General features: G+C 60.8%; 9 protein-coding genes and 1 pseudogene. 4 read left to right on the top strand and 6 right to left on the bottom strand.

Features of this window, described 5'->3' with window-relative positions; all coding sequences use genetic code 11:
• Nucleotides 1-328: 328 nt before the first annotated feature.
• A complete protein-coding gene (locus IEX88_RS22835) occupies nt 329-1,066 on the top strand; it encodes a 5-formyltetrahydrofolate cyclo-ligase (protein ID WP_188854793.1) in 738 nt (245 codons plus the stop codon).
• On the opposite strand, the gene IEX88_RS22830 is transcribed toward IEX88_RS22835, so the two are convergent.
• The 6 genes and pseudogenes from IEX88_RS22830 to IEX88_RS22805 all read right to left on the bottom strand — a co-directional run bounded on the left by IEX88_RS22830 (nt 1,006) and on the right by IEX88_RS22805 (nt 7,222).
• Nucleotides 1,006-2,124: an HPP family protein gene (locus tag IEX88_RS22830; RefSeq protein ID WP_188854792.1), complete on the bottom strand. Its 1,119-nt coding sequence runs from the start codon at nt 2,122-2,124 to the stop codon at nt 1,006-1,008. The two genes, IEX88_RS22835 and IEX88_RS22830, sit on opposite strands and share 61 nt — an antisense overlap.
• A gap of 277 nt (nt 2,125-2,401) precedes the next feature.
• Nucleotides 2,402-3,573 (bottom strand): annotated as a pseudogene (locus tag IEX88_RS22825) (MFS transporter); the annotation flags it as partial.
• Between the two features lie 292 nt (nt 3,574-3,865).
• Entirely contained in the window at nt 3,866-4,093 is a 228-nt protein-coding gene (locus tag IEX88_RS22820) for a CDGSH iron-sulfur domain-containing protein (RefSeq protein ID WP_188854791.1), read from the bottom strand.
• Between the two features lie 258 nt (nt 4,094-4,351).
• Nucleotides 4,352-5,035, bottom strand: coding sequence for a CBS domain-containing protein (locus tag IEX88_RS22815; protein WP_188854790.1), 684 nt, complete (start codon nt 5,033-5,035; stop codon nt 4,352-4,354).
• 66 nt (nt 5,036-5,101) lie between these two features.
• Entirely contained in the window at nt 5,102-5,740 is a 639-nt protein-coding gene (locus IEX88_RS22810) for a DUF6522 family protein (RefSeq protein ID WP_188854789.1), read from the bottom strand.
• A 630-nt stretch (nt 5,741-6,370) separates the two neighbouring features.
• The gene (locus IEX88_RS22805; RefSeq protein WP_188854788.1) at nt 6,371-7,222 is read right to left on the bottom strand and encodes a LysR family transcriptional regulator; all 852 of its coding nucleotides are present in this window, start codon (nt 7,220-7,222) and stop codon (nt 6,371-6,373) included.
• A gap of 312 nt (nt 7,223-7,534) precedes the next feature.
• On the opposite strand from IEX88_RS22805, the gene ctaD reads away from it, so the two are divergent.
• The 3 genes from ctaD to IEX88_RS22790 all read left to right on the top strand — a co-directional run bounded on the left by ctaD (nt 7,535) and on the right by IEX88_RS22790 (nt 12,148).
• On the top strand, nt 7,535-9,136 hold the full coding sequence (gene ctaD / locus IEX88_RS22800) for a cytochrome c oxidase subunit I (RefSeq protein ID WP_188854787.1): 1,602 nt from the start codon (nt 7,535-7,537) through the stop codon (nt 9,134-9,136).
• A gap of 168 nt (nt 9,137-9,304) precedes the next feature.
• Complete coding sequence (gene metB, locus IEX88_RS22795; RefSeq protein WP_188854786.1) at nt 9,305-10,459, top strand: cystathionine gamma-synthase; 1,155 nt, start codon at nt 9,305-9,307, stop codon at nt 10,457-10,459.
• A gap of 1,212 nt (nt 10,460-11,671) precedes the next feature.
• Nucleotides 11,672-12,148, top strand: a complete 477-nt coding sequence (locus IEX88_RS22790; RefSeq protein WP_188854785.1) for a MarR family winged helix-turn-helix transcriptional regulator — start codon at nt 11,672-11,674, stop codon at nt 12,146-12,148.
• The last annotated feature ends 155 nt before the right edge of the window (nt 12,149-12,303 follow it).

Below are 12,303 nucleotides of genomic sequence, written 5' to 3'. Positions count from 1 at the left end.
CTTTTGATCATGGCAATCGGTCTCGGTCTGCCAAGCTTCCTCGCTCTGGTCGAAGGGGATGTGCCGAGAACCAACGTCGCAACTGCGGCTGCCACTGTGGGAACCAGCGCGGCGTTCACAGGAATCGGAATGGCGTTCCAGAATTACGGCTACCTACAGGCCTTGCTGTGCGTCCTTCTGGCGATGGCAATTGGCGTCGCTATAGTGTGGCTAGTGCCAAGAAATCGAGGCATGTCGCTGATGCCGTTCGTATCTATCGCCTTTCTCATGTCATACTACTCAGCGATCTAGGCCCGCCCGGCGGGCACAAGCGAGCGGCGGAGCTGCGATGGGCAACGATGTCGATTTTCCTCGAGACGAGCCGAGCGAGTATTCGTCTCCTGCTTGCTTCCTTCACGAGCTGGATCCGGACTTCGCAGGCACCAACAATGCCGGAACTGACGGAGCTGTGGGCGTAATCCGCTGGCGCAAGTTCGAGCGTCCAAGACTAATCGAGATGCGCAAAGCAATAGCCGCCGACGACCGCAAGAGCATGGACACCGTCCTAGCCGCCAAGCTGTCACGTCTGCTCTCGTCGCCAGGTGGGAGGGTCGTCAGCATCTACTGGCCGATGAAAGGTGAGCCCAATCTGATCCCCTGGGTCAAGAACTCGCTTCCGGACGGGGGCACGGTTGCTCTTCCCGTCGTTGTGAGCAAGGGCGCCCCGATGGAGTTTCGCAGCTGGTCGCCTGGAGAGCCACTCATCAGGGGAGTCTGGAACATTCCCGTTCCGGAGAGCGGCGTAACCGTCGTTCCGGACGTCGTGATCGCGCCTGTCGTCGGATTCGACAAGCGTGGCTATCGGCTGGGATATGGCGGCGGGTACTTCGATCGCACCCTCGCTGCCCTTGCGCGCAAACCGTACGTCATTGGCATCGGTTATGCGCAAGCGGAGATCGAGACGATCTACCCGATGGAGCACGACATCCCGATGGACGTGATCCTGACCGAAAAGTCCTGCACTGCCTACGCCCCCTCCAGCCGTCTCGCCAGCACCCTGGACATCGCGGACAGCAGATCCGTCTGAGTGACGAGGCCGCGAATCCACCGGTCGTCGTCGACGATGACCACGGAGTGCGTCATTCCGTCGGTAAGGGGCCCGATCAACTCGATGGCGGGGGACCTGGGGGTACTGATGGCCGCTTCGGCCATCACATCTCCGACGAGACCGCTACGCCGGGTCAGTTCCCGAAGTCCCACTATTCCTACGAGCCGGCCGCTTTCGTCGGTGACCGGCAGCGTTCGCACGCCGTGGTCCAGCAGCAGAGCGAGTGCCACTTCGGCGTCGGCCATTTGACTGACCGAGATCACGTCCCTGGACATGATGTCGGCGCACGAAAAGTCGTCGTGCTCCCTCAACAGGGAACGCAGCTCGATCCGGCGAAGCAGCCTGTCGAGATCCTGCGGGTCGATGTCGAAGGTTTCTCCCAGGTCCGCCAGGGCGCCTTGGATGTCCTCCGCCCGAAAGCCGACACGTGCGGCCGGCGGCAGGTCTGATGTGCCGTGGGTGTTGACCGGCGCGGCCTTCGGGACGTGGGGGTACGAGTGAGATGAGAACCGATGGAAAAACAGGCCCAGGAGGACGAGCACCACTGAGTTGACGGCGATTGGAACGAATGCGAAGGCGTACCCCGCCGCCAGTACCGTCGGACCGCCAATCACTGCCGTCAGTGCGGCCGCTCCCCCGGGGGGATGCAGGCAGCGTGTCAGGGACATCGCGGCGATGGCCAGCGCGACGGAAAGGCCGATCGCCAGCATCGGGTCGTCCACGAAGTGGACTACGGTAATGCCGACGAGCGCGGAAACCGTGTTCCCTCCGATGATCGACCACGGCTGAGCTAACGGACTGGCGGGGACCGCGAAGAGCAAGACCGCAGACGCGCCGATCGGCGCCACGATGAACGGCAGGAATGGATCGCGCCCCAGTGCCGACGAGCAGATGAATCCTGTTAGGCAGATGCCGATGAAAGCACCCACGCACGCAATGGCGCGATCACGAAGCGTGGCGCCGGCAAGTATGGGGACGAAGAACCTGAAAGGCTTCCGCGTCGGCGGATCGCCCGGGAGGGGCGGGGGTGTGAACATTAGGTTACCTGATCGAGAGATTGTCGCCACCGCTATGCCGAACGTGCAAACACTTCAAGGGTCTGCAACGCGGCGCGAAGCAAGCCGAGCCGCAGATTTGCTCGGTTTGCCCCTTTAAGCAGGCATGGGCGGGTTAATCTGGAGAATCCCTTCCGATCCGGCATGGCTGGCAAAGTCACCTGATGAGCGCATCTGCGGGTGAGGGATTCGCCCAATAGGATTCCCCGCGTTCCCACATGCGCCCGACCGCTACAACCGGCTGGGTCCCATCCGCGGCAAAAGGCGTCGTCAGGCCTAGCAGCGGCAGGTAAGACACGGCGCTGTAGACAAACTCGATCCCGCGAGTGTCGGCGAAGCTACCAAGGACCGCAGCCCCTAGACCTCCCGCACCGAAGGCGAAGCCGAAGAATATGCCGGCGACGAGGCCAACCCGACCTGGCAGCAGCTCCTGGGCGAAGACGACGATCGCCGGGAACGCTGAGGCGAGGATCAATCCGATGATGGCGCTGAGAAGGCCGGTGAAGAAGAGGTCGGCGTAGGGGAGCATCAGCGCGAAGGGAATGACCCCGAGGATCGAGAACCAGATCACGAAGCGAGCGCCCAACCGATCGCCGATCGGGCCGCCGACAAAAGTGCCGACCGCCGCTGCTCCGAGGAACAGGAACAGCATGAGTTGGGCTTCCCGGACGGTAAGGTTAAACTTCTCGATGACGAAGAACGTGAAATAGCTGGAGATGCTTGCCATGTAGACATTCTTCGTGGCCGTCAGCAGGATCAGGATGACGAGGGCCCAGAGCACCTCCTTGCGGGGCAGGGGGAGGCTGCGGCTGGCTGGCGCGCGAGTCGCGTTCAATCGTTGCTGGGCCGAATACCAGCGGCCAGCCCAGCTAAGGATCACGATCCCCAGCATGGCGATCAAGGCGAACCACGCAATGCTGCGCTGACCGAAGGGTAGAACGACGAAAGCGGCAAGGAGGGGGCCGATCGCGGTTCCCGCATTTCCGCCGAGCTGGAATAACGACTGGGCGAAGCCGTGGCGACCGCCGGAGGCGAGCCGTGCGATGCGCGAGGATTCCGGATGAAAGACTGCCGAGCCGAAGCCAACGAAGCTCGCCGCAACGAGAAGCAGCGCAAAACTGTCGGCCCGGGAAAGTAGAGGAGGAGCCCGCACATCGTGCTCAGCATTCCGACTGGGAGTGAATAGGGCAGTGGCCAGCGGTCCGTGACGATGCCGACTGCCGGCTGAAGTAGCGACGCCGTGACCTGGAAGGTCATCGTCAGGAGGCCGATCTGCACGAAGTCGAGATCGTAGTTCTGCTTCAGGAGCGGATAAAGCGAGGCCAGAAGCGACTGCATGATGTCGTTCAGCATATGGCAAACGCTGACGGCGACCAGTACCGACAGCGTCACCCGCTCGAAGCGGGGTGCGGCGGGAGCGACAAGGGTCATGGCGCGGACTCCTTCGGCCACCGCAGCTTCAGTGCATTGGGGGCGCGAGCAAACGAGGAGGTCATAGCGCCGTCAGGAGGGCTTCTCAATTAGCTTCACGGACGATCAGGATGGACGGTGGAGGTTGCCGGCGCAAAGCCACCGAGGGCCCCGGTAACTCCGGAGCAGAGTCGCGTCGGCTGACGATCTGCTGACGTGGGTCTTCGGTCAAGAGGGACGCAGTGGGCGGAAACAGGGTCGTTGAGCCAACGGTCGGTGCGAAGCGTGGCAGCATTGTAGTGTCGGCACTGCTTCACGTATCGGGCTGCTCCTGCGAGGCGGGAACGGCCTCTTCCGCTGCCACGAAACCGATTTTCGAGTGGGTGCCGTCAGAAAAAGGTTTGGTGGTCGATGCGCCGCAGCGACAAAGCGCCGTCAATGATTTTGACGTGTAGACGTTTCCAGCGGTATCAACCAGCCGGATGTTGCCCTTCACAATGTAAGGCCCATTCTTCTTTGCTTTTATTGTGAAATCAGACAAGTTACTCTCCTGGTTTTAGTGCGGTGGCACGTCATCAAATATTTTCGGCCATATCCAAGCATTAAGGTGTCTTGGCGGCCTCCGGTTCGTTGGTCTGACGTTTCCCTTTGGCCAATACCGCGACCTAGGTCCAATGAGATCCAGCGACTTGGCAGCCTCGATCGTAGCTAAAGGCGCATCGTTTCAGCCGTAGCGTCGATATACGTTTCAGCAGCGGACCCTACCGCGACACAGGCCTGTAGCGATTGACGCTAAGCTTCAAATAGCTGGGTATTCCGACAGGGGCAGGACCAGCATAGACCGCTGATCCTCAATCCGCCGGACACCGTCGACATTCTCGATGAGTACATGACAGGCATCCCGTTCGGCGACAGAATTGTAATATCCGCGCAAGAGGACAATGCCATCCTCCACCGCGACATCACCCGCCCTGGCCGTCGACCAAGGCTCCATTCTGAGCTCCTGCAGAATGCGGCTGCGAATACCGACATCGTCGTTGGCTGCTCCTACCAAGGGCCGCTGCGCCTTCGCAATTGCGCTAACGAGGTTTGCACGGCTGACGATGCCGACCACCTTGCCATCCTTCATGACGGGTAGTCGCTTGACGCGCTTGGTTTCGAGAATCTCCGCGATCTCCGCCACGGGCGTGTCTGGAGTCGTTGTGAAGACCCTGTCCGTCATGACGTCGGCCACATGTTGAGCGTGGGATTTGATATATTCTGCCGCGAGGGCGGCATTCCCGGTCAGCAGTTCCAGCCACCAGGAACGATGGTGTCCACAGGTACCAAGCTCGTCCCGGTGGAGGAGGTCTCCCTCGCTGACGATCCCAATCAGTCCTCCGTCGTCGACGACCGGAACGGCGCTGATGCCATACGTCGTCATCAGCAACGCAACGTTCTTGACGGTGTCCTGGGGTCCAACCGTCACGACCTCTGTGGTCATGACATCTCTAGCTGTGAGCATTGTAGCCTCCTTTCTAAATCGGCGCCCTGCTGGGGGCAGGCGCGCTCAAGACACGGAAGTCTCATCACCATAGAAGTGAATGGCTCCCTGCAGCTGCTTGGCGTGGAACGCGTAAGCCTCGTTCCCCTTGGGCTCGCCATCGAATCTTCCGGCGCTGCGGGCCTTGCGGAAGAACCATTCTGGAGGGATGCCCGGAACAACGCTCTCCAGAGCAATCGCGGCTAGGAAGGGCCGGTTACCCTGAACGTCGTCGTCCATCATCTCTTCAAGCGCGGAGTCGATCGTCTTGATCGCCCGGCCCGACCGGAAACCGATGCGCTCCGCCAAGCGGGCGTAGGTGATTGGCGAGTGGGCCGCGGCCTGCTCAACCAGAACCTGCCTGAGCCGCGATCTAAGGACGTCCTTTCTCGCGGGGTAAGTTGAAGTGCGTAAGTCTTGCTCGCTCACGTTTCCGTCGCGATCGACTGTCATGCGCAGCTCGCGGCCGCGGTAACGGAAGGACAGACGATGCTGGCCGTCATCCTCGTCTGTCCCACGCTCGACTATCCCGTGGACATTGCCGCGGCGCATCTCAAGCATGAAGTGGGCAATTGGCATATTGAATGCGCGAGCGAGAACCGAACCGTCCATCTGAAACGCTTCACCTTGCCTCGACACGGGGCCACTTTGCATTGCAACCGTCATTTGATGCGTCCTTTCAGATATCCACGGATCGCCCTGTGTCGGAGAGTCCGCTGCCTCGCGCTTCGCTCTAGACGGGACCAAGTCCGGGAACGGACCCAAGCCTCCCAGTTTCTGGATCGACGCTCACCGAACCTGATCCCTTTGAAGAAGATGGCAGCAACGAACGGAAAGGAAAACGAAACTCAATGCACGGTACGTGCAATAAAGTTGCACTCAGCCTTGCGTGCATGTGATGTTGTCACCGCATGCGCGGACGAGCCTGGGAAGTGCGAGGTTGACCTGCGTCGGCGCGTACAAAGCGCCACCTAGGTGGCAACCCATTCACGTACCGGCCGGGTTGGAACCAGGCCAAACCCGTTCCGTCACCGCTCGATTTCAGTTCGCCGTCAGTTATGACCGGCGCTTTCTCTCCGACAGCCATGCGCGCCGACTGTCGAAGAGCGAGATGCTCGTCCGTCGGTGCCCACGATGTATCGCGACCCGAATCCCATGGTGCGAGGGAAGGGCGCACTTGATGGTCCTGGGCGTTATCTGCAGTCCGTATGGAGCCGAGGGAGCGAGATCCGGTTGCTTGTGATCAAGACGGCTGCTGGCGCCAGTCCGGGAGTCGATTGAAGCGGCCTCGGAGAACTATGCTTCCCTCTGGCCCGCCACCGCCCGCATCCCCTCCAGGGCAGACTGAATCAGTGCTTCGTCCGTGGTAGCCGAGTACACCGCGTACGTGTGGTGAGAGAACTCCGGTGCCTTCGGAACCAGGTGAAGTCGCTTAGCGGCCAGATGCGGGCGGACGGCGCTGAGGCGAAAATATCCGGATCCTCCCGCAGCGAGGATGTAGTCCAGGCCCAAGGGGCCGAGGCCGACGAAAAGCCCGGGATTGGCGAGATCCGGGAAGCTGAGGTTATGCTGCGCCGTGAAGTCCGAACCCCAATCGACATAGACGTAATCGGAAAAGTCCGAGCTCCCGTTCTCGCCGCCGCATCTTACGAGCACGAGTTTTTCCTCCAGCAGCAGCTCGACCTTCAGGCCAGGTCGTTGCTGCGGAGCATACATGATTGCCAGATCCAGCAAGCCATCGGCGACCTGCCTCGCCAGATCGGCCGCAAGGTCCACGCTCATCCGCAACGCGATGTCGGGAGCGCATCTTTTCATCCAAAGGAGCCAGTCGATCAACAATGGATGCCAAAGGCTGAGTTCGCCCCCGACCGATAGAAGTGCGCGTCGGCCTGGGGGTACCGCAACCTGATGCCGAGCCCGCTCCCATAGCTGTACGAAGCCTGGGGCATAGCGGAGGAACTGTTCACCGGCCGGAGTGAGAGTAGCGCCTGACTTGTTGCGGACGAACAAGGAACGACCGAGCCGATCTTCCAAGGTTCGTACCCGGGCACTGACGGCGGTCTGGCTTATGTGGAGGCGCTCTGCGGCGCGTATGAAGCTCCTCGTCGAGACGATCTCGAGGAAGGTGCGTGCCAGTTCGGTATCCATCAAATTTCCCAGTTAGGACGCGTTCCTCATATGAGGATAATTGCACTGAAAGAGCAATAATATTCATTGTCGTGGTCGGAGGCGGGTCGCTAAGTTCGTCTCAGTTTTCGCTGAACCTCGGCTGCGTCTGACTGATGTTCGGGACCGAGCCGCTGACGGGATACGTGCAGCGCCAACGTGTCAGGGCGTTCCGCTTCTGGCGCGGAGTTGGCGGATCGGTCTTGCGACCAGCTTCGATGGTAGTCGGTCATGACAATCTGGAGCAACCGAGACTGCGGTTTCGCGAGACTCCGCTGAACTGAGGGATGCGATATGAAGACCGAACGTGCGGCAGTCGGGCTCCCTGCTTCGAGGCCTGTCGGATGGACCCGCTGGATCCAGTCGACCAATCATAAAGACATCGGCACGCTTTATCTAATCTTCTCTATCACTGCCGGAATTGTCGGAGCGTTGTTATCGATTGCCATGAGGTTGGAGTTGCAGTCACCTGGACTGCAGCTTTTCGGAGACCCTCAGACATACAACGTGTTGGTGACCGCTCACGGCCTGATCATGATTTTCTTCGCCGTGATGCCAGCGCTGATGGGCGGCTTCGCTAACTGGATGCTTCCGATCATGATCGGTGCTCCGGACATGGCCTTCCCGCGCCTGAACAACATCTCCTTCTGGCTGCTCGTGACCGCGTTCGTCCTGTTTCTGCTCTCGCTCTTCGTCGAGGGCACGCCGGGATCGAACGGGGCAGGCACAGGTTGGACCATGTACCCGCCGCTCTCCACGACGGGTCACCCGGGGCCCGCTGTCGATCTCGCTATCTTCGCGCTGCACGTCGCCGGCGCCTCCTCGATCCTCGGCGCGATCAACTTCATCACCACGATCCTGAACATGCGCGCTCCCGGCATGACGCTGCACAAGATGCCCCTGTTCGCCTGGTCGGTGCTCGGAACCGCCTTTCTGCTGCTCCTGTCGCTTCCGGTCCTTGCCGGCGCGATCACCATGCTTCTCACCGATCGCAACTTCGGCACCACCTTCTTCTCCCCATCCGGCGGCGGTGACCCAATCCTCTACCAACATCTGTTCTGGTTCTTCGGACATCCGGAGGTGTACATCATGATCCTCCCGGGGTTCGGCGTCGTGAGCCACGTGGTTTCGACGTTCTCGAAGAAGCCGATCTTCGGCTATCTCGGGATGGCCTATGCCATCGTGGCCATCGGCGTGATCGGATTTGTCGTGTGGGCACACCACATGTTCACGACAGGCATCTCGCTGAATGCCCAACGCTACTTCATGTTTTCGTCCATGGTCATCGCGATCCCGACGGGCATCAAAGTGTTCTCCTGGATCGCTACCATGTGGGGCGGGTCGATATCTTTCAAGACTCCCATGCTCTGGGCGATCGGCTTCATCTTCCTGTTCACGCTGGGCGGGGTGACCGGGGTGAAGCTCGCCAATGCGGGCATCGATCGTGTCCTGCACGACACCTACTACGTCGTCGCGCACTTCCACTACGTGCTGTCGCTGGGTGCCGTCTTCGCGATCTTCGCGGGCTGGTACTACTGGTTCCCCAAGATGACCGGCTACATGTACAACGAGACGATCGGCAAGATTCACTTCTACGTCACCTTCATCGGCGTGAACCTCGTCTTCTTCCCGCAGCATTTCCTGGGCGCCCAGGGCATGCCCCGCCGCTACGCCGACTATCCCGACGCCTATGCCGGATGGAATTACGTCTCGTCGCTTGGCTCCTACCTCTCCGGCGCTGCGGTTCTGGTCTTTCTATACGGAGTCTACGAAGCGTTTTCGAAGAAGCGCGTCGCGGGCGACAATCCCTGGGGCGTCGGGGCCACGACACTGGAATGGCATCTCTCGTCACCGCCTCCTTTCCACCAGTGGGAAACGCTTCCTCGCATCCGCTGAGCGCACCCGGCATATTGTTGGCTTGAATGCTTGGAACGCCCAAAGGCGGATCGGAAATCATTTCCGGTCCCCCCGTGCCCGGAACAGGCCCATTTGGCCGTCGTCATAGGTGACGGTGGTCGAGCCGCACTCGCCTTGAAGAAACAGCCAGGGGAAATGGAGTGACGCATGCCGGTGACCAGAGAACCAGAAACTGCGGCTGTCCGCGCAGGGGTCGACCGCGACCCGACCTTTGGCGCCGTGATGCCGCCGTTGTACCTTTCGACCAATTACACATTCGCCGGCTTCGACGAGAAGCGGCAGTACGACTACTCCCGCTTTGCCAATCCCACGCGGGACCTGCTGGCGGAAGCTCTGTCGGAGTTGGAGGGAGGCGCTGGAACCGTGGTCACCAGTTCCGGAATGTCGGCCATCGACCTGGTCCTTTCGATGCTGAAGGTCGGCGAAACGGTGGTCGCGCCGCACGACTGTTATGGCGGTACCAATCGGCTGCTGAAAGGGCGTCAACGCAAGGGTGCTTTCAACGTCGAGTTCGTTGACCAGACAGACGAGGGCGCGTTGGCATCCTCACTTGCCAGGAGACCAAGGCTGTTGCTCCTGGAAACTCCATCCAACCCCTTGATGCGGATCGTCGATATCAAGGCTGCCGCCGACGCGGCCCATGCAGTGGGAGGACAGGTGGTCGTGGACAACACCTTCCTCTCTCCTGCACTTCAACAACCGTTGAGACTGGGCGCTGATTTCGTTGTCCACTCCACGACCAAGTACCTGAACGGTCACTCTGACGTCATTGGGGGAGCCGTGGTGTCTGCGGATAAGGCGGCTGCCGAGGAGCTCGGTTCGTGGGCCAACTGCACTGGCGTCACAGGATCGCCGTACGACGCCTATCTGACGCTTCGTGGTCTCAAGACCCTGTTTGCCCGCCTAGAGCGTCAACAGGAGAGTGCGGCGCGTATCGCCGGTCTGCTGAGCGCTCATCCAAAGGTGACGGCAGTTCATTACCCAGGGCTACCCTCCCACCCCGGTCACCTGCTCGCAAAGCGGCAACAACTCGGATTTGGCGCCATGCTGAGCTTCGAACTGTCCGGCGGCGTTCCGGCGATCCGTACTCTGCTCACCGGGCTGAAACTCTTCACGCTGGCCGAGTCCCTTGGAGGAGTGGAAAGTCTTGTCGCTCACCCCGCAACCATGACCCACGCTTCGATGGATCCGGAAGAGCGGCGTCTCTGTGGGATCGGAGACGATTTGCTCCGCCTGTCCATCGGCTTGGAGCACGTCGATGATCTCCTGGCGGACATGACGAGGGCCCTCGAGGGACTCTGACCCGGATCGGCAAAGGCCCTGACCAGCACCTGGTCCCCGGTCACCGACCTGCTACGTTGGTCCACCAGTTGCTCCAGAACAATCCGTCAATCCGGGCGCAACTCGCGCAAGCCGCATGCCAGGGATGGGGTTCTGCTGCTTCCTGTAGGTGCGCGCCAACAGGAGGTAGGGTCCGCCCGGAGCCTACGTTTACGCTTTGGCCTGGCAGGCGAGACTCTCCATCCGACAAGGATCGTGTCCCACGTGTGGAGTAGCTCGGTGGTAACGTCGCCGATCTCGTCCGCGCCTTTGATCGCGATGTAGGACGGAATCGCCAAAGGGGTGGTCACCGGCGGTCCCAACTAGGCTTTGGTTGCGACAACGACCTGCCCGGAATGCATCCGATCTGGACCATGAGCGTCGGTCAAAGCCATGGTTGGACTCCTGCAAGAGCGAGCGCAAGCGCCGCAGCCATGATCTGACGTATCAGCGTCCTCTCGATTGACTCAACGGCAGTGCGCTCATGATTCATCGGCTGCCTAGGGCGTGGTAGCATCTGCTCGCGATCAAAGCAGGCCCGGGACTGGGCTCCAGCGAAGCGCGATCACGCTTCAGGACCAAGCCTTTCTCCAGTATCAAGAGTAACCGAGGAACGTTGATGCCACGGCGCTGTTTCCGCCTTTTAGGAAAGGCGTCGCAATGGAGGAGCCGCGGAAGCAAGTCGTGAGGTCGGATAAAAGCGTCAGCATCATAGAGCGGATTCCTGCGATACGGTCCTCGCCTCGTCGACCGACGCCAATCCCGATCTCCGGAGCCCTCCGAAACCTGATCGTCCTGGCGATAGTCGCCGTTCTGGTGCTGATCTTGTGGGCCGTGCCGGTAGTACTCGTTGTGGCTCTAGGCGGCTTTTCCGTCGCCATGGTGCTCTCGTTCCCGGTGCGCCTCTTTTCGCGCGTTATGCCGCGAAGCCTGGCAATGCGGCGCGACAGATGATGTCCAGCGCCGTGCGGAGCGGACGGGACATCAGCGGCTGGGCCATCGAGATCGCCGACCGGGACGGAGTCGTGCTCGACCGGCTGCAGTTCGCCTCGACGCTTCGTCCTGCCTGACAGGGAGCCCATTCGGTGACGGTGAAAACGCGTGGTGGTGGTGTTTCCCCACTATCGCCGCAAGAGATCAGTGGCTACCGTTGTCAGGCTATCAATTCGTCGCCGTCTGCATTGGAATTGCCGGATGTCCAAGTCCCTCGATGCTCTTCCTCCGACCACTACCGACACCGACTTCGGGGAGCTTGCGGAAGATCTCGTCACTCTGTCGAAGCGCATCAGGGCCGTGTTCGGTACCGCGTTGGCGGAGACGGATTTTCATAATGGGCAGGATCACATGATCATGGTCCTCGTCCCGGGAACCGACATCGCGGTTTCGGAGCTTGCCATGGAACTCGACGTTCGACCGTCGACAGTCTCTAAGATGGTCGACCGCCTGGCCGAGAGAGGCCTGGTCATCCGTCTTCCCGACCCGAAGGATTCCCGAAAGACCCTCCTGAGGATCACTGCCGAAGGGGTCCGGACGCAAGCGACGATTCGGACGCTGTGGGCGGAGATAGGTCGTCGTCTTGCTCCGAAGCAGCACGACGAAGCCGCGGTTATGATGACCCAGATAAAACGGCTGAACGAGGCCGTGCACGCGCTTCTCCTCCGCCATCGGTGACGGAAGCGCCGCCGGATGGACACCGGCGGCGGACTGGAATGTCAGAGCAGGCGGGCGAAGGCTGCGGTCGGCCAAGCAGAGCGCCGGCAAAGGCAATGATGGTGTTGTATTCCGCCTGCCAACGAATCTGGCTCGCTCGCGCTCGGTCCAACGAG

The sequence above is a fragment of the Aureimonas glaciei genome (assembly GCF_014643375.1).
In the GTDB taxonomy this organism is placed as follows: Bacteria; Pseudomonadota; Alphaproteobacteria; order Rhizobiales; family Rhizobiaceae; genus Plantimonas; species Plantimonas glaciei.
This window is presented reverse-complemented; position numbering and strand designations above follow the sequence as displayed.